Origin of the sequence: Streptomyces sp. NPDC001027, assembly GCF_040299045.1 — a bacterium.
GTDB lineage: Bacteria > Actinomycetota > Actinomycetes > Streptomycetales > Streptomycetaceae > Streptomyces.
The window spans coordinates 17,437-41,760 of record NZ_JBEPBI010000063.1 but is presented as its reverse complement, the minus strand read 5'-3'; the positions used below and the strand labels follow the sequence as shown (position 1 = coordinate 41,760).

At 73.2% G+C, this 24,324-nt stretch carries 20 protein-coding genes and 1 pseudogene; 13 read left to right on the top strand and 8 right to left on the bottom strand.

Annotation, left to right across the window (positions count from 1 at the left end; genetic code table 11):
• Positions 1–34: 34 nt before the first annotated feature.
• Positions 35–880 (bottom strand): AbfB domain-containing protein, encoded by an 846-nt coding sequence (locus ABT300_RS19460; RefSeq protein ID WP_351677101.1) that lies wholly within the window; start codon positions 878–880, stop codon positions 35–37.
• Positions 881–1,277: 397 nt separating this feature from the next.
• Here ABT300_RS19460 and ABT300_RS19455 point away from each other — a divergent pair, with 397 nt between their 5' ends.
• Together ABT300_RS19455 and ABT300_RS19450 are read left to right on the top strand one after the other, a co-directional pair.
• Positions 1,278–1,598, top strand: a complete 321-nt coding sequence (locus tag ABT300_RS19455; protein WP_351677098.1) for a DMT family transporter — start codon at positions 1,278–1,280, stop codon at positions 1,596–1,598.
• The gene (locus ABT300_RS19450; RefSeq protein ID WP_351677095.1) at positions 1,598–2,161 is read left to right on the top strand and encodes a TetR/AcrR family transcriptional regulator; all 564 of its coding nucleotides are present in this window, start codon (positions 1,598–1,600) and stop codon (positions 2,159–2,161) included. Before ABT300_RS19455 ends, ABT300_RS19450 begins: the two co-directional genes overlap by 1 nt.
• Positions 2,162–2,239: 78 nt before the next feature.
• On the opposite strand, the gene ABT300_RS19445 is transcribed toward ABT300_RS19450, so the two are convergent.
• The gene (locus ABT300_RS19445) at positions 2,240–3,124 is read right to left on the bottom strand and encodes a winged helix-turn-helix transcriptional regulator (protein ID WP_351677093.1); all 885 of its coding nucleotides are present in this window, start codon (positions 3,122–3,124) and stop codon (positions 2,240–2,242) included.
• A gap of 221 nt (positions 3,125–3,345) precedes the next feature.
• Between ABT300_RS19445 and dapD the strand changes: the two genes are divergently transcribed.
• Positions 3,346–4,335, top strand: a complete 990-nt coding sequence (gene dapD, locus ABT300_RS19440; protein ID WP_351677092.1) for a 2,3,4,5-tetrahydropyridine-2,6-dicarboxylate N-succinyltransferase — start codon at positions 3,346–3,348, stop codon at positions 4,333–4,335.
• Between the two features lie 298 nt (positions 4,336–4,633).
• Here dapD and ABT300_RS19430 read toward each other — a convergent pair whose 3' ends face one another.
• Both ABT300_RS19430 and dapA read right to left on the bottom strand, forming a co-directional pair.
• Positions 4,634–5,251, bottom strand: a complete 618-nt coding sequence (locus ABT300_RS19430) for an HAD domain-containing protein (protein WP_351677089.1) — start codon at positions 5,249–5,251, stop codon at positions 4,634–4,636.
• Positions 5,252–5,371: 120 nt separating this feature from the next.
• Positions 5,372–6,334 (bottom strand): 4-hydroxy-tetrahydrodipicolinate synthase, encoded by a 963-nt coding sequence (dapA, locus tag ABT300_RS19425; RefSeq protein WP_351677086.1) that lies wholly within the window; start codon positions 6,332–6,334, stop codon positions 5,372–5,374.
• Between the two features lie 325 nt (positions 6,335–6,659).
• Between dapA and ABT300_RS19420 the strand changes: the two genes are divergently transcribed.
• Together ABT300_RS19420 and ABT300_RS19415 are read left to right on the top strand one after the other, a co-directional pair.
• Positions 6,660–7,271, top strand: a complete 612-nt coding sequence (locus tag ABT300_RS19420) for an ArsR/SmtB family transcription factor (protein WP_351677084.1) — start codon at positions 6,660–6,662, stop codon at positions 7,269–7,271.
• A 16-nt stretch (positions 7,272–7,287) separates the two neighbouring features.
• Complete coding sequence (locus ABT300_RS19415; RefSeq protein ID WP_351677081.1) at positions 7,288–8,013, top strand: SRPBCC family protein; 726 nt, start codon at positions 7,288–7,290, stop codon at positions 8,011–8,013.
• Positions 8,014–8,217: 204 nt separating this feature from the next.
• On the opposite strand, the gene ABT300_RS19410 is transcribed toward ABT300_RS19415, so the two are convergent.
• On the bottom strand, positions 8,218–10,044 hold the full coding sequence (locus ABT300_RS19410; RefSeq protein ID WP_351677078.1) for a DUF8508 domain-containing protein: 1,827 nt from the start codon (positions 10,042–10,044) through the stop codon (positions 8,218–8,220).
• A 326-nt stretch (positions 10,045–10,370) separates the two neighbouring features.
• Here ABT300_RS19410 and ABT300_RS19405 point away from each other — a divergent pair, with 326 nt between their 5' ends.
• The 6 genes and pseudogenes from ABT300_RS19405 (at position 10,371) to ABT300_RS19380 (ending at position 18,262) form a co-directional block, all read left to right on the top strand.
• The gene (locus ABT300_RS19405; RefSeq protein WP_351677075.1) at positions 10,371–11,798 is read left to right on the top strand and encodes a hypothetical protein; all 1,428 of its coding nucleotides are present in this window, start codon (positions 10,371–10,373) and stop codon (positions 11,796–11,798) included.
• Positions 11,799–11,972: 174 nt separating this feature from the next.
• A complete protein-coding gene (locus ABT300_RS19400; protein ID WP_351677072.1) occupies positions 11,973–13,445 on the top strand; it encodes an alkaline phosphatase PhoX in 1,473 nt (490 codons plus the stop codon).
• 519 nt (positions 13,446–13,964) lie between these two features.
• Positions 13,965–15,548 carry a TROVE domain-containing protein gene (locus tag ABT300_RS19395; protein WP_351677069.1) on the top strand — a complete coding sequence of 528 codons (1,584 nt, stop codon included), beginning with the start codon at positions 13,965–13,967 and terminating at the stop codon, positions 15,546–15,548.
• Positions 15,549–15,651: 103 nt separating this feature from the next.
• Positions 15,652–16,287, top strand: a pseudogene (locus ABT300_RS19390) (GntR family transcriptional regulator); the annotation flags it as partial.
• Positions 16,288–16,594: 307 nt separating this feature from the next.
• Positions 16,595–17,611, top strand: a complete 1,017-nt coding sequence (locus ABT300_RS19385; protein ID WP_351677066.1) for a 1-aminocyclopropane-1-carboxylate deaminase — start codon at positions 16,595–16,597, stop codon at positions 17,609–17,611.
• 78 nt (positions 17,612–17,689) lie between these two features.
• Complete coding sequence (locus ABT300_RS19380) at positions 17,690–18,262, top strand: TetR/AcrR family transcriptional regulator (protein WP_351677063.1); 573 nt, start codon at positions 17,690–17,692, stop codon at positions 18,260–18,262.
• Between the two features lie 64 nt (positions 18,263–18,326).
• Here the strand turns inward: ABT300_RS19380 and ABT300_RS19375 are convergent, their stop codons facing one another.
• Together ABT300_RS19375 and ABT300_RS19370 are read right to left on the bottom strand one after the other, a co-directional pair.
• Positions 18,327–19,514 (bottom strand): TerD family protein, encoded by a 1,188-nt coding sequence (locus ABT300_RS19375; RefSeq protein WP_351677060.1) that lies wholly within the window; start codon positions 19,512–19,514, stop codon positions 18,327–18,329.
• A gap of 67 nt (positions 19,515–19,581) precedes the next feature.
• Complete coding sequence (locus ABT300_RS19370) at positions 19,582–20,391, bottom strand: NAD-dependent epimerase/dehydratase family protein (protein WP_351677058.1); 810 nt, start codon at positions 20,389–20,391, stop codon at positions 19,582–19,584.
• Between the two features lie 228 nt (positions 20,392–20,619).
• Here ABT300_RS19370 and ABT300_RS19365 point away from each other — a divergent pair, with 228 nt between their 5' ends.
• Both ABT300_RS19365 and ABT300_RS19360 read left to right on the top strand, forming a co-directional pair.
• Entirely contained in the window at positions 20,620–21,564 is a 945-nt protein-coding gene (locus ABT300_RS19365) for a 5-dehydro-4-deoxyglucarate dehydratase (protein ID WP_351677055.1), read from the top strand.
• Positions 21,561–22,727 (top strand): hypothetical protein, encoded by a 1,167-nt coding sequence (locus ABT300_RS19360; RefSeq protein WP_351677053.1) that lies wholly within the window; start codon positions 21,561–21,563, stop codon positions 22,725–22,727. The genes ABT300_RS19365 and ABT300_RS19360 overlap by 4 nt, the downstream gene beginning before the upstream one ends.
• On the opposite strand, the gene ABT300_RS19355 is transcribed toward ABT300_RS19360, so the two are convergent.
• Positions 22,664–23,908 (bottom strand): MFS transporter, encoded by a 1,245-nt coding sequence (locus ABT300_RS19355; RefSeq protein ID WP_351677050.1) that lies wholly within the window; start codon positions 23,906–23,908, stop codon positions 22,664–22,666. The two genes, ABT300_RS19360 and ABT300_RS19355, sit on opposite strands and share 64 nt — an antisense overlap.
• Positions 23,909–24,324: the final 416 nt, after the last annotated feature.

Genomic DNA, 24,324 nt, shown 5'->3' with positions numbered 1-24,324 from the left:
GGGCGCCGCCGCTTCTCCGTGTGCGTCCGCGGGCTCAGCCCAGCGGTCCCACCAGCCGGAAGGAGAAGTCCGCCCGGTTCGTCGTGTTGTAGCCCCAGGGGTCCAGGCGCAGCCCGAAGTCCTTGTGCCGCAGCGCGTAGTTGGGGTAGTTCACCGAGTGCAGCAGCACCGCGCCCCGCTCCCCCGAGTAGCCCGGGCAGAACGTGGCGTCCTGCCGGAACAGCGAGGAGCCGTCGTTGTATTCGGCGCGCAGGACGAAGTTGCGGTGGCGCAGATAGCGGCCGTCGTGCGTCGCGAACGAGATGCAGGAGCCGTCGGACAGCCCGCTGACCACGCGGAAGGTGGAGTCCTCGCGGGACTCCGAGCCGCGCGGCGCGTCGAGCTTCACCAGCGAACCGCTCACGTGCCAGTAGCGGTCCGGGTAGTTGACCGCCTGCACCGACCGCTCGTCGGAGGACGCCGGCGGGCTGGACGGCTTCCCGGGCGCGTGCGCCGAGGGGGCGGCCGAGACGCCCGGCGACGAACTGCCCTGCGGCCGGGGGGAGGAGGACGCCGACGGCGACGGCGACGCCGAGGGGGACGCGGAGGCGGCGCGATGCTTCCCCGTCGGCGTCGGCGATCCGCTGCCGGACGGCGTGGCGAAGGAGATCAGGCCGCCGGCCGTCTCGTCGTCCGACAGCGTCTGCGGCCGGCCGGCCGCGGACTTCTCGTCAACGGGCCTGTCGTTCAAGGCGATCGCGGTCACGCACGCCAGGACGGTGGCGACGGCGAGACCGCCGGCCAACCACAGGCGCCGTGTTCCGGGGGCCCGGGAGGTGTCCGGGGCCCAGCCGTTCTCCCAGGGCTGTTCCTGGGACGGCCGGGACTTGTCTACTGGCATGCGCTGTTCCTCCAGCGGCTTCCCGGCCGTAAGAGCCGGTGTGTGAACGGTGAAACAGTAGTGGAAGCTGTGGCTCGCGTTCATCCGATTGGGCGAGCGCTTTCCATAACGCTTTCGAATCTCCCGTCACTTGGGCACGAGCGGCGGTCCTCCGCCGTGCCGATGTGGGCGGATGTGCGTGCCGTTGCACGCCGTTGCGTGCGGTGGGGGCGTCCGAGGTGTACGGACGGGTGCGCACCATGTGTGCGGGGTGGACGCGTCGGCGGGGGAGGGGCTGGACGGGGGCGTCGGCGGAGAGGGGCTGGGCAAGGGGCGGCGTCGGCGGGGACGGGCGCGGCAGGGGCGGGCGCCGCACGCATGTGTACACCCGTACGCATCATTGTGTACGATCGTACACATGGGATATCTGACGCTCGCCGGCGCCATCGCCGCCGAGGTGGCCGCGACGACGGCCATGAAGTACAGCGAAGGCTTCAGCAAGCTCTGGCCGGCGCTGCTGACGGCCGCCGGCTACCTGCTGTCCTTCCTTCTCCTGGCGCAGACGCTGAAGACCGTCGGGATCGGCGCCGCCTACGCGATCTGGGCCGGGACCGGCACCGCGGCCATCGCGCTCCTCGGGCTCGTCCTGTTCGGGGAGGCCCTGACGCCCGTCAAGATCGCGGGAATACTGCTGATCGTCGGGGGAGTGGTCCTGCTGAACCTGGGCGGTGCGCACTGATGGCCCGACGCTACGACCCCGAACGGCGCCAGCGGATCATCGACGCGGCGATCCGGGTCGTCGGGGCGAAGGGGCTCGCCGGCCTGAGCCACCGCTCGGTCGCCGCCGAGGCCGACGTCCCGCTCGGCTCCACCACATACCACTTCGCCACCCTCGACGAACTGATGACCGCCGCCCTGCGGCAGGCCAGCGAGGGCTTCGCCAAGGCGGTCGCGGCGCGCGGCGGACTGACGGACGCCCGCGTCGACCTGCCGACGGAACTGGCCGGCCTGCTCGGCGCGTGGCTGGCCGGCGACCGCACCGGCGTCGAGCTGGAGTACGAGCTCTACCTGGCCGCCCTGCGCCGCCCGGCGCTGCGCCCGGTTGCCGCGGAGTGGGCCGAGGACCTCGCCGCCCTCCTCGCCCGCCGCACCGACCCCCGCACCGCGCGGGCGCTGGTCGCGCTGATGGACGGCATCTGCCTCCAGGTCCTGCTGACGGACGCCCCCTACGACGAGGAGTACACCCGGGAGGCCCTGGCCCGGCTGCTCGTCCCCGCGCGTCCGGGCGCCGCGGACCGCTGAACACCGTCCCGTCCCGTGGCGGGGCTGGTCCCTACGGGCCGCCCTGAGTCGCGGAGGGTCGGCGCGTCCGGCGCCTCGTCACCCGGCGGCGAGGTCGCGCACCGCGTCCAGGGCCGCCGCCACGCTGCCCGCGATGTCCGTGACCGGGTACTGCACATGGCGCACGACCCGTTCCCGGTCCACCACCAGGGTCAGCCGCTTCAGCCGGCTGGCCCCGGCGGCCCGGAACGTCGGCAGGCGCAGGGCACTGATCAGCGTCAGATCCGCGTCGGAGAGAAGCGGGAAGCAGAGCCGCTCCTTCTCGGCGAACGCCCGCTGCTCGTCCGGACGTTGGGTGGAGACCCCGTGCACCGCGGCGCCCGCCGCGCGGAACTCGGCCAGACGGTCGCGGTAGGTGCACGACTCCAGGGTGCAGCCGGACGTGCCGGGGATGTCGGTCCAGCCCGGCGGATAGCCGTAGGGGCGGGCGTAGGCGCCGGGAAAGCAGTAGAGGACGGTGCAGGAGGCGTCGTCGCCCACCGGATCGCGCGGGGTCCCCCGGTCGTCGATCAGCCGGAGCGCGGGAAGCCGGGCGCCCACGAGGGCGTGCACGCGCCGGGCCTCGGCGGACGCCTCCTCGGCCGTGGCCGTGGCGCTGCCGTCGCCGAGGATCCAGGCGTCGCCCCAGTCCTGGAGGGCGACCAGGACCGGCAGCAGGGCCCGGCCGCGCGGGGTGAGCCGGTACTCGTACCGCGGCGGGCGGTCCTGGTACGGCACCCGGGCGAGCACGTCCGCCTCGACCAGCAGCCGCAGCCGCTCCGTCAACACCTTGCGGGACAGGCCGAGTTCGCGCTGGAGCTCGTCGAACCGGTGCACACCGCGCGCGGTGTCCCGGACGATCAGCAGGGTCCACCAGTCCCCGACGACGTCCAGGGACTGCGCGATGGCGCAGCCGGAGTCCTCCAGACTCGTCCTGCGCGCCATGTGTCCCGCCCTCCGTCTCCGGGACCCGCTCCCGGCCTCGTCTCCGGGCCGCTCCCGGTCTCCGCGATTGCCTCCGGCCTCTCGCGGGGCCGGGGGCGGCCATGCTGGCACAGTTGGTTCCCAAGAGGAACTCAGCAGGCGGGCGGGGTTCCGCGGCCCGCCTCCTGAGACACCGCTGAGCGGGTTGGCCTCTGCGGCCCCCCGCCGGTTAGGTTGCCGTCATGACCGACACGACTGCTCCTCGCACCACCGGCGCCGCGGCCACCGGCCTCGCCACGATCGCCGCCGACGGCACTGTCCTCGACACCTGGTTCCCCGCGCCCGCGCTCGTCGCCGAGCCCGGCCCGTCCGGCACCGAGCGGCTGTCCGCCGACCAGGCCGTGGAGCTCCTCGGCGAGGCCGCGGCGAAGGCGGTCGGCCCCGACGCCCGCCGGGGCGTCGAGGTGGTCGCGGTCCGCACGGTCATCGCCTCCCTCGACGACAAGCCGCTCGACGCGCACGACGTGTACCTGCGTCTGCACCTGCTCTCCCACCGGCTGGTCAGGCCGCACGGGCAGAGCCTGGACGGCATGTTCGGCCACCTCGCCAACGTCGCCTGGACCTCGCTCGGCCCGGTCGCCGTCGACGACGTCGAGAAGGTCCGCCTGAACGCCCGCGCGGAGGGCCTGCACCTCCAGGTCACGTCCATCGACAAGTTCCCGCGCATGACGGACTACGTCGCCCCGAAGGGCGTCCGCATCGCCGACGCCGACCGGGTCCGTCTCGGCGCGCACCTCGCCGAGGGCACCACGGTCATGCACGAGGGGTTCGTCAACTTCAACGCCGGCACCCTCGGCACCTCGATGGTCGAGGGCCGCATCTCCGCGGGCGTCATCGTCGGCGACGGCTCCGACATCGGCGGCGGCGCCTCCACCATGGGCACGCTGTCCGGCGGCGGCAACGTGATCATCTCCATCGGCGAGCGCTGCCTCGTCGGCGCGGAGGCGGGCGTCGGCATCGCCCTCGGCGACGAGTGCGTCGTCGAGGCGGGCCTCTACGTCACCGCGGGCACCCGCGTCACCATGCCCGACGGCCAGATCGTGAAGGCCCGCGAGCTCTCCGGCGCCTCGAACATCCTGTTCCGCCGCAACTCGGTCACCGGCGCGGTCGAGGCCCGCCCGAACAACGCGGTCTGGGGCGGCCTGAACGAGATCCTCCACAGCCACAACTGATCACCGTCGGCCGCGACCTACGGCCGTGACGTCATCATTGAGCGCCCTTCCACGGCCCGAGAACGGCCCGGGAGGGCGCTCGCGCGTCCGGCCCACTGCGGCGGTCACGGCACGCGGTGGGCCGGTATCGGGCCGACTTCACGCTGTGGACCTACTACGGAGTCGATCGAGCCCTGCTGCGCGAGTGCCGGATCCTTGTGCTGGCGATGATCACGGCGTGGCGCTGGGATCGAGACGACCGACTCCCGAACGGACGCCGGCTCGGCGCAGAGTGGCTCGACCAGATACGAGCAGCACTCTAGGAGCCGGGAACCCACCCCGGTGTCCGCGTCGACGACGTGGTCTCACCGGCCTCGGCGGTGGGACCGCTGTGTGAGGTCGGATCGGGCGCCGCCCGCTCGGGCAGGGCTCCTTCCGTGGGCAGGGCGGCGGCGAATGCGGTCAGCGCGGTGAAGTCGTCGTCCCGCAGGCCCACGCGCGGGTCGACGTGGTGGAGCAGGGCCGGTCCGGGGTGGTGGGCGGTGACGTACGCCGAGTCGGCGGGCGACTGTTCGTCGTCGACCCAGGCGAACGGGCGGCCCGCCGCGTGCGCGACGATCGTCTCCGTCTTCCAGTGCACGCCGTCGGCCCGGTGGGCGAAGAGCACCGCGCCGAAGTCGACGTACGGCAGCTCGGGCAGGCCGATCACGGGGGCGATCCAGCGGTTGGCCTGGGCCATCCACGTCGTGGCCGAGCACAGCTCGTAGGGGAGACGGAGCAGAGCGGCGCCGTGCTCCGGGTGCAGCCACACCCGCAGGGGGCGCGGCCGGCCCACGGACGCCCTGATCGTCGTATAGCCCGCGGGTCGCCTCGTCGGCTTGGCGGCGTACGGATTCAGGGGACCGTCGACGTCCAGGTAGAGCAAGGGGCGGCTCATCACGCCACCGTACGCAACGCCGCCGCACGTCCGCCGGGGAATTACGGGCGCTCATGCGCCGGCGCCGGCGTCGGCGCCGGCCTTCGCCGGGAGCCCAGGCCGCGGTGTCGTCGGACGGGGTCAGGCCGTCAGGCGCTCGTGGGCCGCGCGCAGCCCGGCGACCGCGGCGCGGCCCGCGGGCCGCAGCGGCGGGCGGACCGGTCCGGCCGGCAGCCCCAGGACGCCGAGCAGCGCCTTGGCGGTGACGGCCCCCGGCAGACCCGACGCCATCATCGACTCCACCAGCTCCGCGGTCCCGCGCTGGAGCCGGGCTGCTTCGGCGGTGTCGCCCGCGTCGAACGCCTCCAGGACCGCGCGCATCCGCTCCGGGGCCACGTTGGCGACCGTGCTGACGTAACCGGCCGCGCCCACCGCGTACAGGGCGAGGTTGTGCTCGTCGCAGCCCGCGTAGTACGCCAACCCGGTGCGGGCGAGCACCTTCTGCGCGCCGAGGAAGTCCGCGGAGCAGTCCTTGACCGCGACGATCCTCGGGTGCTCCGCGAGCCGGATCAGCGTGTCCGGCTCGATCCGGACGCCGGTGCGGCCGGGAATGTCGTACAGCATCACGGGCAGGCCCGAGGCGTCCGCGACCTCCCGGAAGTGCGCCTCCAGGGCGTCCTGCGGAGGCAGGCTGTAGTACGGGGCGACCACCAGCACGCCGTCCGCGCCCGCCTTCTCGGCGTCCGACGTCAGCTGCGTGGTGTGCCGGGTGTCGAAGGTCCCCACTCCCGTGACGATCGACGCCCGCTCGCCCACTGCCTCCCGTACCGCCCGCACCAGTTCCGCCTTCTCCGCGTCCGAGGTCGTCGGGGACTCGCCCGTCGTGCCGGAGAGCACCAGACCGTCGCAGCCTGCGGACACCAGCCGGTCCGCCAGCCGCTGCGCGCCGTCGAGGTCGAGCCCGCCGGAGCCGGTGAAGGGGGTGACCATCGCGCAGAGCGCACGTCCGAAGGCGGGGGCGGACGCGGAAGCGGCGGCGCGAGCGGGGACGGGGTCCGGGAGGGCTGCGGTGGGAGTGGCCGGGGGGCGGGAGGGCTTCGTCATGCGAGTAGTGTCGGCGGGGTGATAGTGAAGCTCCACTTAATTTTTCTTCGAGGTACGCGTAAGTGGTGCTACGAAATGGAATCGGTGCGCCGCGCCGCCGTGGGGATCCGGCGCCGGGATGGCGGAAGGCGGCCGGGGTGACTCGGAGGCCTCGGAACCGCAGGAGGCGGCGTGCCGTGCGCCGGACCGCACCGCCACCCGCCCCGAGGTGCCTCTCCGGGGGCCGGGCCCCGTTGCCTTCCCGTCGTCGCCCTCGCCGCCGCCGCGCCTAACCGAAAATTCAAATAGCCTGGACAAAAAAAGTTTTCGGTGAGACGGTGGACGCATGCTGGACGTCACCGTGATCGAGGACCCCGAGGCCGCAGCCGTCTCCCTGGACCCCATACGGGCCCGACTGCTCGCCGAGCTGGCCGCCGGCCCCGCGTCGGCCGCGATGCTGGCCGGGAAGGTCGACCTGCCCCGGCAGAAGGTGAACTACCACCTCAAGGCGCTGGAGCGGCACGGCCTGGTCGAGCTGGCCGGCGAGCGGCGCAAGGGCAATGTCACCGAGAGGCTGATGAGGGCGACCGCGGCGTCGTACGTGATCTCGCCGCTCGCCCTGGCCCAGGTGCAGCCCGACCCGGACCGCTTCCGCGACCAGCTCTCCGCCCGATGGCTGCTGGCCCTCGGCGCCCGGCTGGTCAGGGACGTCGGTTCGCTGATCACGGGGGCCGCGAAGGCCCGCAGGCGGCTGGCGACCTTCGCCCTGGACGGCGAGGTGCGATTCGCCTCGGCGGCGGAACGGGCCGCGTTCATCCAGGAGTTGACGGCCGGCGTCGGCGCGTTGATCCGCAAGTACGACGCCCCTGACGCGGAGGGCGGCCGCGATCACCGGATCGTCGTCGCCGTGCATCCGACGGTCAAGGACCAGCAGCAGACCCCCGAACTGGACCGATAGGCAGCAGGAGCTCACCATGTCCAAGGAATTCGAGATCGTCAGCGAGTTCGAGGTCGACGCGACCCCGGAGCAGGTGTGGGAGGCGGTCACGCACGGCACCGGCGCCTACCTGTGGCCGATGGACCCGCCCGAGCCGCGGGTCGGCGGCGCCGCCGCCTTCGGTTCGACCGTCACCGCCTGGGACCCGCCGCACCACCTCACCGTCCGCAGCGAGGACGTCGGGTTCGGCGCCCAGAGCGTGAACCAGCTCGAGCACGTCATCGAGGCGCGCGACGGCGGCCGGCGGGCCTGGGTGCGCTATGTGCACAGCGGCGTCTTCACGGACGACTGGGACAACCAGTACGACGGCGCGGCGAAGCACACCGACTTCTACCTGCACACCCTGCGCGAGTACCTCACGCACTTCGCGCCCCGCCCGGTGACCTTCGCCTCGGCCGAGGGACCCGCGGCTTCTGCCACGTCCGACGCCCTCGCCGCGGTCGTCGCGGCGCTCGGCCTCTCGGCGGACGACGCCCAGGGCGCCCGGGTGACCGTGCGCGGGCCGCAGGAGTTCGACGCCGTGCTGGACTACCGCAACCCGTACTTCGTCGGACTGCGCACCGGCGCCGCCCTCATCCGTGTCTTCGGCCGCGGTCGCTGGGGCGCCCCGGTCGGCGTCAGCGTCCACGACTTCGCGACGGACGCCGACGCCGGGGCGACGGGGAAGGCGTGGCAGGACTGGCTGAACGGCGTGTTCAGCTAGGGCCTGTCGTTTGGATCACGCCGCAGACGCCGGGTGTGGCACGCGCATCTGCCGCGTCGTCGTCGGTTGCCGATGCTCCGCGTCGACGCCCTCCTCCGCCTTGCAGCCGCACGCACCACACCCCGCTCACCGGCGCCGAACAGTCCCGTTCGTCACCCGCTGCCTGATCCAAACGCCAGGCCCCAGTCCTGACCCCGCCGTCGATCACGGCTCGAAGCGCAGCACCTGCGGGTCGTGGTCGCTGATCTGGTCGTGGAACTCCGAGTTGATGTGCACGCTGTCGTACTCGAGGCCGCAGCCGCGCCGGATCGACGGGCTCACCAGGATCTGGTCCAGGACCTGCTGGTTGCCCTGGTAGTCGTAGCTGTAACGCTCGTTGCGGGGCAGCGACTTGATCGCGGACCACAGGGCGCCGTCGCTCTCGAGGATCTGCGCGGTGCCGGAGAACTCGAAGTCGTTGATGTCGCCGAGCGCGACGACGTCCGCGTTCTTCTGCACGTCGAGGATGTCCTTGACGAACGCGTTGACCAGCGTCGCCTGCTGGTGGCGCTGGACCTCCGAACTGCGGGCCACCGGCTGGTACTGCGAGGTCAGCCCCTGGTCGCCGCCCTTGGAGTTGAAGTGGTTGGCGATCACGAAGACCGTGCGGCCGCGGAAGACGAACTCGCCGGCCAGCGGCTTGCGGCTGTTCGCCCAGGCCGCGTCGGCGGGGGCGATCCGGCCGGGCGAGACGCTGAGCTGCGCCTTGCCGTGCACCTTGGACACGGCGACGGCCGTGGTGGAGTCGCCGCCCGCGCGGTCGGTGAACGAGACCCGCTGCGGGTTGAACAGGAACACCTGGCGGATGTTCCCGCCCGGCTCGCCGCCGTCCGCGTTGTTCACGGGGTCGATCGAGCGCCAGTCGTACTTCGGGCCGCCGGCGGCCACGATCGCGTCGATCAGCTTGCCGACCGTGACGTCGGCGGCGACCGTGCCGTCGTTCGTCGCGCCGTTGTCGTCCTGGATCTCCTCCAGGGACACGATGTCGGGTGACTTCAGGTTGTTCACGATCGCGGCGGCGTGCTTGTCGAAGGAGGCGTCCGACGGGTCGAGGTTCTCGACGTTGTACGTCGCGACCGCCAGCTCGTTCTTCTTCTGCTTCTGCGTCGTCTCCCGCTGCAGACCGCCGCTCTTCAGCGCGCCGATCGAGTTGGCGACGAGCGTGTAGCCGCCGAACTGGTTGTAGTCCAGCGGGCCCGCGGTGACGCCCGTGAGGGTGTCGCCCACGTTCGCGACGGGGAAGTCGGCCGTCGCGCCGAGCGACTGGATCTGCAGCCGGCCGGTGTTCTGCGACGAGTAGGAGCCGTAGAGCGTGCCGCCGCGACGGGTGGTGTTCTCCCGCGGCTTCACCGTGACCCACAGCTCGGTGAACGGGTCGGTCGCGGTGACCACGCGGGCGTCGGCGACCTGGACGTTCATGCCCTCGAGGGACTCGTAGTAGTCCAGGGCGTACGTGCCGGGCCGCAGCGTCAGACCGTTGATCGAGTTGGCCGCCGCGGTGTCACCGGCCGGGGCGTAGTCGGCCGGGACCGACCGCGCGTTCACGACGGTCGCCGCCGGGACCGCGTTGCCGCTGGACACGACCGTCACCGTCGGCTTGGTGATCTCCGTGATCGACTGGTTGCCGCCGGCCGCGCCGCCGGGCACGAACTCCGACACCGTGCCGGTGACCGTGACGGAGTCGCCGACGGCGACCTTCGGGGCGGAGCTCGTGAAGACGAAGACGCCCTCACTGGTGGCCGGGTCGGCGTCCGGGTTCGGATCCTGGATCCAGAACCCCTTGGACGAACCGTAGGTGCGCACGCCGGTGACGATTCCGGCCACACCCGTGACCGCCTTGCCGGCGTACGGCGAGATCCGGGTGGTGCCCTGGATGTCGTGAATGGCCACCGTCTCCGCGTGCGCGGGTGCGGACAGGGCGACGGTGGAGGCCGCGGAACATACGGCGGCGACGGTGAGCGCGGCGAGACGCGCGGACTTCTTGCTCGGCAACGGAATCCCTCCGGGGACGTACGTGAGCGCCGGGACGAGGGTGGAGCTGGGACAAGGGTGAAGCGGAAAGCGAGGTCAAGCAGGGACGCAGGGGCCGCGACCGGTGGGGCGGTCCGCGACGCGCGTAGAAAATACAGTGAACACATGTCCATTGGATTTCTACGCGCGTCAATCTCCTGCCTGGTCAGGCCACTTGTCAAGGTTTCGGCCATGTACGCAGCCTGACCGGGAGATGAACCGGGCGGCATGCGCCCATATCCGTCTAGGCTGAGTGGCCCAGTGCCCGCAGCGGACCGGTGGCACGAAGCGCCTAGGAGAACCAGCCGATGTCAGACAGCTCCCCCCTGCCGCCGGTGCGCCTGCACCCCGAAGCGGAGCTGGCGCGCGACGCGCTGTCCACGCCGTTGCTCTCCCGGGCCGTGTCGCTCGCCCGCTGGGCCGGCCCCGACACCCGGGTCGACGCCGGCGGCGGGCTCGTCGAGGAGCAACTGGCGTCCGCCGCCGAGATCCTGGGCCTGACCGGGGAGGACGCCGCCGCCTACGCGAGCGAGGCCTGGCGGGTCGCCGTGGACGCCGGACTCGTGGAGATCGTCGACGAGGAGGACGGCTCCGTCGCGGCCGGCGAGGAGCTGGCCCTGCTCACCGCCGGCTCCCCGCACGACGTCCTCGCCGTCTGGCTCGGCGCCCTCGAGGCCGTGCTCGCCGACGCGGCCGTGCCCGACCTCGACGAGCTGATGGACGCGATGGACGAGGGCGGCGAGATCGACTTCTCCCGGCTCGACTGGAACCCCGAGGCCGAGGCCGAGTTCCTCGACGGCGTCCTCGGCAACCTCTACCTCCTCACCGCCAGCGAGGACGGCCCCGGCGACGGCACCGTCCCGCTCCCCGCGCTCGCCGCCTCCATGCTCGTGCCCGGCGACATGGACGAGCCCACCAACGACGTACTCGAGCAGGTCTCCGACGCGATGATGCGGCTCGACGACCAGTTCCGGCTCCTGGAGCCCATCGGCCTCGTCGCCTACCGGCCCGTCGACGAAGCGCTGATGGCGGACCCCGACGAGGAGCCCGCCGCCCCGGTCGACGAGACCGACGTGTCCCGCTACGGCATGGTCCGCCTCACCCCGCTCGGCCTCTACGGCATGCGGACCCGGCTGCTGGAGGCAGGCTTCGACGCCCCGGCCGTCGGCGACCTCGCCGACAAGGGCGCCGACGCCCTCCTCGACGGCAGCGCCGGCTACGGCTCGCGCGCCGCCCTCGCCGAGACCGAGCACTGGCTGGCCCGTCGCGAACCGCTCGCCGCCGCACGGGAGCTGCTGGCCGCCGCCCGCGGCTCGGACCCCGGCGCACCGCTGCGCCGGCTGCGCTGCCAGCAGGCCCTCTCCCTGCTCGGCGGCCAGGCCGAGCCCGCCGTCCGCGAGGTCCTCGACGACGCCGAACTCGGCGGCCTGGCCCGCGTCTGGCTCAGCGAGATCGGCGCGACGGACGTGCCCGCCCCTTCCGAGGAGCTGGTCTTCTGGCTCACCGTCGACACCCTCGCCGCACAGCTCGCGGCCGAGGGCAACTCCGAGGAGCTGCAGGCTCTCGTCGAGGGACTGGCGCAGCAGCACAGCGGGTTCTTCGCGGCCGCCTGGCGCGTCGACCACCCGGCCACCCCCGACGTCCTCGAGGCGATGGGCCGCCTGCACCCGGACAAGCGCATCGCGAAGGAAGCCCGCAAGGCCGCCTTCAAGGCGCGTTCCCAGCAGGGCGGCTGACCCCGGCGCAGGGGACCTCTTTGAGCTTCCGTGGCCTGATGCGTACGGATTCATGAAAGCGGGTCCCCCGAAGCCGCCTGCCGTTCAACTCCCGTTCAGGCATGGACGGGACGGTGACGCCGAACCGAGGTCCACCCCCCCTCCCCGGCACTTCACCGTCTCAGGAGACACACCATGTCGCTCACCCGCAGGGACTTCGCCAGGCAGTCCGCGCTCACCGGCGCCGGGGTCGCGCTGGCGGGCAGCGTAGGCGCCCTCGCCAGCGCGCCGAACGCCCTCGCCGCCACGGACGCCGACCACACCGCGGACGCCGAACACGCCGCGGACGCGGCGCGCAAGCCGGCCGGCGGGCACCACGGGGTCGGCTACGGGCCGCTGCTCCCCGACCCGGACGGCCTCCTCGCGCTGCCCGCCGGGTTCAAGTACCGCGTCATCACGTACAGCGGCCGGACCAAGCTGGAGTCCGGCGAGATCACCCCGTCCAACCACGACGGCACCGCCGCCTTCTGCGGCCCGCGCGGCGCGACCCTGCTCGTCAACAACCACGAGCTGAAGGGACCGCGCTCCGGCTGGCAGCACCCCGTCCCGCTCACCGAGGGCCTGGTCTACGACCCGGCGGCGGCGGGCGGCTGCACGGTCGTCGAGGTGCGTCCCGGCGGGCACGTCGCCGAGTGGGTCGGCATCGCCGGCACCTCCACCAACTGCGCGGGCGGCACCACCCCCTGGGGCACCTGGCTCACGGGCGAGGAGACCGAGGACAAGGCCGGCCAGAACGGCATGACCAAGGACCACGGCTACGTCTTCGAGGTCGACCCCGCCGACCGCCGCGCCAACCGCGCCCCCAAGCCGATCAAGGCGTTCGGCCGCTACGCCCACGAGGCCGTCGTCATCGACCCCCGGCGCGGCCACGCGTACCTCACCGAGGACGCCTCGGGACCCAACGGCCTGTTCTTCCGCTGGACCCCGCCGGCCGGCTTCCACCACGGCCGCGGCAGGCTGCGCACCCTCGCCGACGACGCGGGCGTCCTGCAGGCCTTCAAGTGCTTCGACTCGAACGGCAAGTTCGTCGACGACCTCTCGCGCGCCACCAGGATCGGCACGGTGTACGGCGTCGACTGGGTCGACGTCCCCGACCGCGACGCCCGCACGACGCCCGTCCGCAAGCAGTTCACCGCCGGCCAGGTCACCCGCGCCCGCAAGCTCGAGGGCATGTGGTGGGCCGACGGCGGCACGTACGTCGTCTCCTCCTACGCCCGTGACGAGAGCCCCGTGCAGCACGACGGCGCCGTGTGGTTCTACGACCCCAAGCGCCGCACGCTGACCCTGAAGGTGCTGCTCGGGGTGAACCCCGACCCGTCCGTCGACGGCGCCTTCGACGGCCCCGACAACATCACCGTCTCCCCGTACGGCGGTCTCGTCATCGCCGAGGACGGCGAGGGCGTCCAGCACCTCTTCGGGGCCACCGACAGCGGCCGCACCTACCCCATCGCCCGCAACGAGCTGAACATCGGCACCGAGGACGCCCCGGAGTACAGCGAGTTCACCGGCGTCACCTTCTCGCCCGACGGCCACACGCTGTACGCCAACATCCAGACGCCCGGCATCATGCTGGCGATCACCGGACCGTGGAAGCGCCACAAGCGGTAAACGGTGAACGGCGTTTAATTCGCTCGCCCGACCCGCGGCCGTCCTCCTAAAGTGATGCACGTCCAGGTGCGAAGGCAGGACCTACTTCCACTCATAATGGGGAGGCCGCGGGTTCGAATCCCGCCGCCGGCACGACATGCCGGTGTAGCTCAGGGGGCAGAGCACCTTGTCGGTTCCGCCGGCCTCGATCTCTGGACACCACAACTTCACAGCACCTTCCGGTGCGCGGGCTGCGGCTACTTCTCTCCAACAGAAACCGATGCCGCCGCCGAACTGATCTCGGGAGGAGCAGCATGAGGTGGGTGCCCGGTGCGCAGGCAACGGTTACTTCATTGGATCGGACGGTCGCGGGTTCGAGTCCCGTCATCGACTTCGGGTCGGTGTAGCTCAGTCGGTAGAGCATCTGGCTAAGTCCGTCGCCGACCCCTGATCTCGGGCACCTTCCCTTTGCTGCGCCACCCCGGAATACGAGTCGCCGACCGGCGGACTCGACGAATATCGAATTCGGGGGAATTCACCATGGCGCGTTTCAATGTCCGTGCCCGAAAGGCGCAGCCCACCTCGCCCGTGACCACCACCGGCCGGGTGCTGCACACCCACCAGGGCGGCCGCGGCCACGAGCGGGACGCCCGCTCCGAGCTCTTCCTGCTGGCGGTGGCCAACTTCGTCTCCCAGCAGACCTTCTACGAGGACGGCGCGACCCGCGACGACCGCTTCGCGAAGCTGGTGCGCGAGCTCGCCGTCAGCGACCCGGACTGGACGGCCGGCCTGCTCGGCTGGCTGCGCGGCGAGGGCAACCTCCGCACCGCGGCGCTCGTCGGCGCCGCCGAGTACGTCCACGCGCGGCTGGCGGCGGGCGCCACCGGCGGCCCGTCCAACCGTCAGGTCGTGGACTGCGTCCTGCGGCGGCCCGACGAGCCCGGCGAGCTGCTCGCTTACTGGACGGCGACGTACGGCCGCAACATCCCCAAGCCCGTCAAGCGCGGGGTCGCCGACGCCGTGCGACGGCTCTACCACGCCAAGTCGCTGCTGAAGTACGACACGGCGTCCAAGGGCTACCGCTTCGGCGACATCCTGAACCTGGTGCACGCCGCACCGGATCCGGCCAAGCCGTGGCAGGGCGACCTGTTCCAGTACGCCCTCGACCGCCGGCACCACCCGGACACGGCCGCGGTGCCGAAGTCGCTGCCGCTCCTCGCGGCGCACCGCGACCTGATGGCGCTGCGTCCCGCCAAGCGGCGCAGGGTCGTCACGGGGGCGGGCGGCGCGCAGCGGCTGGCCGAGGCGGGCATGACCTGGGAGGCGCTCGCGGGCTGGCTGCAGGGACCGATGGACAAGGCGGCCTGGGAGGCGGTCATTCCGTCCATGGGGGCGATGGCGCTGGTCCGCAACCTGCGCAACTTCGACGAGGCGGGAGTCTCCGACGAGGTCGCCGCCCAGGTGGCGGCGAGGATCAGCGACCCGGCGGAGGTCGCGCGCTCGCGGCAGTTCCCGTTCCGGTATCTCGCCGCGTACCAGCACGCGCCCTCGCTGCGCTGGGCGTACCCGCTGGAGCGGGCGCTCGGCCACTCGCTGGCCAACGTGCCCGCGCTGCCCGGGCGCACCTTGGTGCTCGTCGACCGCTCGGGCTCGATGTTCTACTCGCGGCTGTCGGAGCGCTCGGAGCTCAACCGGGCCGACGCGGCGGCGGTCTTCGGCACGGCCCTCGCCCTGCGGGCGGCCGACGCGGACCTCGTCGAGTTCGGCAGCACAAGCAACGCCATCACGTTCCGTAAGGGGGAGTCTGTGTTGAAGATTCTGGAGCGTTTCGGGGACCTCGGCGGTACGGACACCACCGAGGCCGTGCGCCGGCACTACCGGGGGCACGACCGGGTGCTGCTCGTCACCGACGAGCAGTACGCCTTCAGCCGCCACGGCGGCCCGACCGACCAGGTCCCGGCGCACGTGCCGGTCTACACCTGGAACCTGGCCGGATACCGGGCGGGCCACGGCCCGTCGGGCGCGGCGAAGCGGCACACCTTCGGCGGGCTGTCGGACGCGGCCTTCCGGATGGTGCCTCTGCTGGAGGCCGCCGACGACACGAAGTGGCCGTGGGCGGCCTGAGCCCCGCGGTCGAGCGGCCCGCGCCTTCGTCGAAGGCGCGGGCCGCCTGTCTTTCGCCCCCGGCCCTTGTCGCGCGGCGAACTGATATCTAACATTTCAGTTCATGGAGACTGTGCCGCGCACTCTGCTCAGGGACCGCGCCTACGCGGCGATCCGTGACGCCATCGTGGCCGGGGCCATCGCGCCCGGCGCGGTGGTGCGCGACGCCGATCTCGCGCAGCGGCTCGGACTGTCCCGCGCCCCGGTGCGCGAGGCGTTCGCGCGGCTGGTCGACGAGGGGCTGCTGGAGAGCAAGCCGCAGAGCTACACCCGCGTCACGCCCGTCGTCGCCTCCGACGTGCGCGACGCGGCGGCCGTGGTCGGCGCCATGCACGAGCTGGTCGCCCGGATCGCGGTGCCCCGGCTGTTCGCGGCGGACGTGGAGGGGATGCGCGCCGCCAACGAGCGCTTCGCCGCGGCTGTGCACGCGGGCGACGTGGACGCGGCCCTGCGCGCCGACGACGAGCTGCACGACGTCCTGGTGCGCGCCGCCGGCAACCGGGCGGCCGCCGCCACCGTCGCCCGTTACACCCCCCTCATCCGGCGGCTGGAGCGACGCCGCTTCGGCGAGGGCGGCACGTGCCGCTCGGCAGGACTGCACGGACGGCTGATCGGGGCGTGCGCCGTCGGCGACGTGGACGAGGCGGTCCGGGTCACGGCGGAGATCTGGCGCACCCTCGCGGACCTCGCCGACACGGAGGACGCCCCGGGCGCCGAGGACAGCGAGGACGCCGACGGCATCGACCAGGGCGACGACTCCGACGCCGACCACGGCATCGGCGTCGGCCATGGCATCGGCGTCGGCCATGACCCCCACGCCGACCGTGACATCGCCGTCGGCGAGGACCGCGCCGACTGATCACGCGAGGCGCTCGAGCGACCGCGCATCGACCGATCGCTCCGGTATCGCCCATCGCGCCCATCGCGCCGATGGGCCGCGCGGACCGGTCACCCCGACCGACGGCCACGACCGACAGCCCCGACCCACCCCTGCTCCCGGAGGCACCGTGTCCCTCTCCTCGTACGAGCGTTACCCCCTCCTCTTCGGCCCCTCGCCCGTCCATCCGATGGAACGCCTCACCGCCCACCTCGGCGGAGCCGCCCTGTGGGCCAAGCGCGAGGACTGCAACTCCGGGATCGCGTACGGCGGGAACAAGACCCGCAAGCTGGAGTACCTGGTCGCCGACGCCCTCGCGCAGGGCTGCGACACGCTCGTCTCGATCGGCGGCGTGCAGTCCAACCACACCCGCCAGGTCGCGGCCTGCGCCGCCCGCGCCGGGATGAAGTGCGTGCTGGTGCAGGAGAGCTGGGTCGAGTGGCCGGACTCCGTCTACGACAAGGTCGGCAACATCCTGATCAGCCGGCTCGCCGGCGCCGACGTCCGTCTGGTGCGGGCCGGGTTCGGGATCGGCTTCAAGGAGAGCTGGGAGCAGGCACTCCAGGAGGTCGAGGACTCGGGCGGCAAGCCGTACGCCGTACCCGCCGGCGCCTCCGACCATCCGCTCGGCGGCCTGGGCTTCGCGAACTGGGCCCACGAGGTCGCCGAACAGGAACGGGAGCTGGGCGTCTTCTTCGACACCGTGATCGTGTGCTCGGTGACCGGGTCCACCCAGGCGGGCATGGTCGCCGGGTTCGCCGCGCTGGAGGAGGCGGGCGGCCGTCCCCGGCGCGTCCTCGGGATCGACGCCTCGGCCGACCCCGCCAGGACCCGGGAGCAGATCGCCCGCATCGCGCAGCGCACCGGCCGGCTGATCGGAGTGCGGCGCGAGCTGACCGCCCGGGACGTCGAGCTCGACGAGCGGTACCACGCCGGCGTGTACGGCGTCCCGGACGAGACGACGCTGGCCGCGATGCGGCTCGCCGCACGGACCGAGGGCATGGTCACCGACCCCGTCTACGAGGGGAAGTCGATGGCCGGACTCGTCGACCTGGTGGGCCGCGGCGAGATCGGCCCCGACGCGACCGTGCTGTACGCGCACCTCGGCGGGCAACCCGCCCTGAACGCCTACAGCGCCCTGTTCTGACCGCTCGCGGCCGGTGTCTGGTGCCGACGCGGCCCGTTAGGGTGCGAAGGGAGTCCCCGGTGCGCGAGGAGTATGTGGATGCCGCAGGTCAGGCCCATGCGTGCGGACGCCCGCCGTAACTACGAGCGCCTGCTGAAGGCGGCTGCGGAGGCCTTCGCCGAGCATGGGGAGGGGGCCTCCCTCGACGACATCGCCCGGCGGGCGGGCGTCGGGTCCGGCACCCTGTACCGGCATTTCCCCACCCGGCAGGCCCTGCTGGAGGCCGCCTACCTCGACCGCCTCGACGCGCTCGCGGCCCGCGCCGACGAGTTGGCCGCCCGGCTTCCCGCCGGCGAGGCGCTGGTGGAGTGGCTCAACGAACTGTGCGTCGGGGCGCTCGAGGTGCGCGGCATGAAGTCGCTGCTGGGGTCCGCCGTGACGGACGGGGGCGCGGCGGCGGTCAGCGCGTGCGGCGCGCCCATGAAGGAGGCGGCGGCCCGGCTGGTGGCGGCGGCCCAGCGGGAGGGGTCCCTGCGGGCGGACGTCGGCCCGATCGACGTGCTGCGGCTCGCCCACGGGCTGGCCACGGCGTCGGAGCTGGCGAGCCGGGACGGGAGCGCCGTCCGCCGGTATGTGTCGCTGCTGACGGAAGGGCTGCGGCCCGCGCGGTGACGGCGGCGGGCGCCCCCGTGGTGGCGGGCGCCCCGTGCCGCACGACTGCTCGGCGAGCTCCGGGTCAGAGGGCCTCGGCGCCCGGCTTGACCATGTTGCGCACGGTCCGCGCCTTCACGAAGCTGCCGATCGCCGTCATCTCCCACTCGCCGGAGTACTGCCGGATCAGCTTGGTCATCAGCACGCCGGTCTGCGCTTCGGCGCCGGTGAGGTCGAAGCGGGCGAGCTCCTCGCCGCTGGAGGCGTCGAGCAGACGGCAGTAGGCCTTGGCCACCTCGGTGAACTTCTGCCCGGAGAACGAGTTCACCGTGAACACCAGCCCGCTGACCTCCTGGGGCAGCCGACCGAGGTCGACGACGATCACCTCGTCGTCGCCGCCGCCCTCGCCGGTGAGGTTGTCCCCGGAGTGCTTGATCGCGCCGTTGAGGATGGAGAGCTTGCCGAAGTAGCAGCTGTCGATGTGGTTGCGCTGCGGGCCGTAGGCGATGACCGAGGCGTCCAGGTCGATGTCCTTGCCGCGGAACGCGGGCTCCCAGCCGAGGCCCATCTTGACCTGTGTGAGCAGCGGGCGGCCGCCCTTGACGAGGGAGACCGTCTGGTTCTTCTGGAGGCTGACGCGCCCCTTGTCCAGGTTGATCTTCCCGGTGCCGGGCGCCGGCGGGGGCGGGGCCTGCGGCATCGGCGGGGCGGCGGGAGCCACGGGGGCGGCGGGCGTCATGGCGGGCGCCGGCGGCGCCTGTGCGGCGGCCGGGGCCGCCGGTTCCTCCACCGTCACGCCGAAGTCGGTCGCGATGCCGGCCAGGCCGTCGGCGTATCCCTGGCCGACCGCGCGGGCCTTCCAGGCGCCGTTGCGCAGGTAGATCTCGACGACGACCAGCGCGGTCTCCGTGCCGAGCCGCGGGGGAGTGAAGGTGGCGAGCACGCCGCCGTCGTCCGCGCTGCGGATCGTGGCCGTCGGTTCGATGCCCTGGAACGTCTGCCCCGCGGCGTCCGGGCTCGCGGTGACCACGATCTTCTCGATGCCCGGCGGGACGGCGGCGGTGTCGACCACGATGGCGTCGGGGGAGGCGCCGCCGCCCGAGCGGTAGGTCACCCCCGGGCCCGCGGGCTGGTTGTAGAAGATGAAGTCGTCGTCGGAGCGCACCTTGCCGTCGGCGGTGAGCAGCAGGCCCGAAACGTCGAGCCGCACCGGGGCGGCGACGTCCACCGCCACGCGCGCGGTGGGGAGAGGGATGTTCGAGCCGGGGGTCATAGCTGTCATATCCGGTGAACGACCGAGCCCACTTTGCCGTTCCCTTACCTGAGCACTCCTCCCGCCGTCAGTACGGCCAGATGGGCGGGTCGCTGACGAAGTGGCCGCCGAGACAGGCGTGCGCGATGTTCTCCGGGTCCAGTTCGCCCTGTTCGGCGATCAGCTTCTCGGCGTACGGCTCGGAGTCGTCCTGCGGCTCGTAGCCGAGCGCCCGCGCGGCGCCGAGGTCCCACCACAGCCGGGTGTTGGCCGAGGACCCGTACACGACGGTGTGGCCGACGTCCTCGGCGGTCAGGGCCGCGTGGAAGAGGCGGGCGCCGTCGGCCGGGCTCATCCACACCGAGAGCATGCGCACGCTCGTCGGTTCGGCGAAGCAGGAGCCGATGCGCACCGACACGCTCTCCAGGCCGTGTTTGTCCCAGTAGAGCTGGGCGAGGTCCTCGCCGAAGGACTTGGACAGGCCGTAGAAGGTGTCGGGGCGGTGCGGGGTGTCGACGGGGATCAGGGGGTCGTCGCCCTGAGGGCGCGGGGTGAAGCCGACGGCGTGGTTGGAGGATGCGAAGACGATCCGCTGCACGCCTTCCTCGCGGGCGGCCTCGTACAGGTGGTAGGTGCCCTCGATGTTCGCCTTGAGGATCTTCTCGAAGGGGGCTTCCAGGGAGATGCCCGCGAGGTGGATGATCGCTTCGACGCCTCGTACGGCCTCGCGGACCGCGTCCTTGTCGGCCAGGTCGGCGACGATCGACCCGGGCTCGCCGTCGACCGGGCGCAGGTCGAGCAGGCGCAGTCGGTAGCCGTAGGCGGGCAGCAGGTCCCGCATCAGGGTGCCGAGGCCGCCGGCGGCGCCGGTGAGCAGGACGGTGCGGGGAGCGGGCATCCTCGGGTCTCCTTGGCGTCTGCGGGCCGCATGCATGGACGGTATTCACATGCGTGGACACGCTAAGGATCTTTCGCGCTTGGCGTCAAGTGTGCCGCGGACCAGGCGGTTGCGCCTTGCGTGCGGGGGCGTCGGGCTTGACCCGGCAGGAAAGGGCTTCATAGGCTGAGCGCGTTCAGAAATGTGGACATCGGTCAGAGGAATGCACGTGTCGTCCCAGGGAGTGCCGTGACGCCAGCCCCGCTCGCCGCCCGCCTCCGCGCCGCCTGTGGACCGTTGTTCTTCCCCGTCACCGCGTACGGCTCCGACGGCTCGCTCGACCTCGACGTCTACCGTGCGCACGTCCGCCGGGGCGTCGAGGCCGGCGCCGGGGCCGTCTTCGCGTGCTGCGGGACCGGGGAGTTCCACGCGCTGACGCCGCAGGAGTTCGAGTCGGCGGTGCGGGCGGCCGTGGACGAGACCGCCGGCCGGGTCCCCGTCGTCGCGGGCGCCGGTTACGGGACCGCCCTCGCCGTGCACTACGCCCGCCGGGCGCGGGCGGCCGGCGCGGACGGCCTGCTGGCGCTGCCGCCCTACCTCGTCGTCGCGGCCCAGGAGGGGCTGCTGCGCCACTACCGCGAGGTGGCGGCGGCGACCGACCTGCCGGTGATCGTGTACCAGCGCGACAACGCCGTCTTCACCCCGGCGACGGTCGTCGGACTCGCGCGCACCGAGGGCATCGTGGGCCTCAAGGACGGCCTCGGCGATCTCGACCTCATGCAGCGGATCATCAGCGCCGTGCGCACCGAGACCCCCGGCGACTTCCTCTGCTTCAACGGCCTGCCGACCGCCGAGCAGACCCAGCTCGCCTACCGCTCCCTGGGCGTCGACCTCTACTCCTCGGCCGTGTTCTGCTTCGCGCCCGAGATCGCCGTGGCCTTCCACCGGGCGCTCGCCGACGGCGACGACGCCACGGTCCGCCGTCTGCTCGACGGGTTCTACCGGCCCTTCGTCGAACTGCGCGCCCAGGCCCCCGGGTACGCCGTCTCCCTCGTCAAGGCCGGAGTGCGGCTGCGCGGCCTCGAGGTCGGGGAGGTCCGTCCGCCGCTGCACGAGCCCGGCCAGGACCACGTCAAACAGCTCGCCCAGGTGATCGAGCGCGGCTACGCGCTGCTGGAGGAGGAGACCGAGTGAAGGCGTCGACGTTCGTCTATCCCTGGGACGTCATCGGCGACCCCGGGGCGCCCGGCCGGATCGCCGGGCTCGGCGTGGAACAGGTGACCCTCGCCGCCGCCTACCACTCCACCCGCGCCCTCACCCCGCGCCACCCCCGGCGCCGCGTCGTCACCGCCGAGCACGCGGCCGTGCTGTATCCGCCCGGCGACCGCTGGGCGGGCCGCGCCCTGCGCCCGTACCCGGCCGGCGACTGGGCGCCCGGCGACGCCTTCGGAGAGGCCGCCCGGGCGCTTGCGGACGCCGGCCTCGACGTCCACGCCTGGGTGGTGCTGGCGCACAACTCCCGGCTGGGCGCCGAGCATCCGGACACCTCGGTCGTCAACGCCTACGGCGACCGCTACCCCTGGGCGCCCTGCATCGCCCAGCCCGACACGCGCGCGTACCTCGTCGACCTCGCCGCCGAGGCGGCCGTGCGCCCCGGCGCGAACGGCGTCGAACTGGAATCCCTCGGCTGGTACGGCCTCCAGCATCTGCACGCCCACGACAAGACCGGCGGCGTCGGACTCGGGGACGCCGGCCAGTACCTGATGGCGCTCTGCTTCTGCCCCTCCTGCCGGGCCGGCTACGCCGAGCAGGGCCTGGACGCCGACGCGCTGGCCGCCGCCGTACGGGACGCGCTGGAGCCGCTGTGGCGCGGCGAGGCGGACGACGCGCAGGACTGGGCGGGCGTCGAGAAGCTGCTCGGCGAGCAGACGGCGGCCGCCACGCGCGCGTGGCGCGACGACAGGGCCCGCACTCTCCAGGAGGCGGCGGTGCGCGCGGTGCGGGCGGCCGCGCCCGACGGCTTCCAGGTCCTGCTGCACGCCGACCCCGTGACCCATCACGTGGGCGCCAACCCGGGCGTCGACCCGGCGCACATCCTGTCCGTGGCGGACGGCGTGGTGGTGCCCTGCGCGGGCGGGCCCGGCCTGCTGACGCCGTTCGCCGGGCACCGCCGTGAGGGCACGGTCCTCGCCGCCAACCTCGGAGTCGTCTCCGGCATGGGCGGCAGTCCGGGCACGCTCGCGGCGGACGCGGCGCGGGCGGAGGAGCTCGGCGCGACGGAGATCCGGCTGTATCACGCGGGACTCGCGTCGGACGGGGACCTGGAGTCCGTGCGCGCGGCGCTGGCCGCCCGCTGAGCGCCGCCGCGGAACAGCGGCGCCACGGTCGCCAGCCGCACCAGCCCGAGCGCGACGAGCAGCGGCTGGTACGGCAGGAGTTCCACCAGGGCGGCCCCCAGCGCGAGGCCGAGCGCGTTGGGCGCGTACATCAGGGTGCCGGCCGTGGCGGCGACCCGGCCCAGCAGCGCGTCCGGGGTCTCCCGCTGGACGGCCGTCAGCGCGGCGATCAGCACGCAGGGCAGCCCCGCCCCGATCGCCGCCGCGCACACCAGGGCCACCGCGTCCGACGGCGCCGCGCGCACCGCGACCGCGACGGCCGTCAGGGCGATCCCGCACGCGGCGAACCGGCGCTCCCCGAACCGCCGCAGCGCGGGCCCCGACAGCAGGCCCACCACCGCTGACCCGGCCCCCTGCACGGCGTAGAGCGCGCCGGCGTACGCGGGCGGGCGGCCGAGGCCCTCGACCACGGCGTAGAGCAGCGCGCCGTTGAGGCCCGCGCACAGCATCGTCGTGCCGCCCGCCACCACCAGCGGGCGCAGCGACGGATGCCTCCACAGGAAGCGGACCCCCTCGGCCGTACCGCCCCGCAGGCCGCGCCCGCCCGTCCGCGGGGGCCCCTCGTGGAGCCGCACGCACGCGTAGAGCCCGGCCGCGCACACGAAACTGGCCGCGTCGAGCAGCGCCACGGCGGGACCGCCGTAGGCCGCGTAGATTCCCGCCCCCGCCAGCGGGGCCACCAGCTTCATGCCCTCCGTCGTCGTGGTGCGCAGCCCGTTGAAGTCGCCGAGCAGCCCCGCGGGGACTACGGCGGCGACGAGCGCGGACTCGGCCGCGTCGGCCACGACGGCGGCGGCCCCGTACCCGAGCAGCACCGCGAACAGCAGCCACAGCCGCCCGGGGGCGCCGACGACGAGGAGCACCGGCAGCACGGCCGCCGGGCCCAGGTTCACGGCGAGGAGCAGCGGCCGCCGGCGGACCCGGTCGACGAGGGTGCCGAGCAGCGGGCCGGCCAGGGTCGGCGCCCACAGCGCCAGCACGGACAGCGCCGCCAGCCCGTTCGAACCGGTGAGGTCCTTGACCCACACGCCGGCCGCCAGCCACAGCGCGGAGGTGCCGAAGCCGGAGACCACCGACGCCGTCAGAAAGATCGCCGCGCCGCGGTCCCGCAGGACGCGCACCACGGACCAGTTCTTCGTCATGCCTGGTCATCGTGGGCCTAAGGCGCCCTGCGACGCATCGGGCACGTGCCCTATCCGCGGCCGGTCCCGTGCCGGTCCCGTGCCGGTCCCGTGCCGGTCCCGCGGCCGGTCCCGCGCGGGTCCCGCGGCCGGTCCCGCGGCCGGTCCCGCGCGGGTCCCGCGGCCGGTCCCGCGCGGGTCCCGCGCCGGTCCCGCGGCCGGTCCGTGCCGGTCCCCTGTCGGTCTCGTGCCCGTCCCGTGCCGTCCCGGTCCGTCCTGTGCCCGTCCCGGTCCGTGCCGTCCCGCCGTCCCGCGCCGGTCTCGTGCCCGGTCCCCTGTCGGTCCCGCGCCGGTCTCGTGCCCGGTCCCCTGTCGGTCCCGCGCCGGTCTCGTGCCCGGTCCCCTGTCGGTCCCGCGCCGGTCTCGTGCCCGGTCCC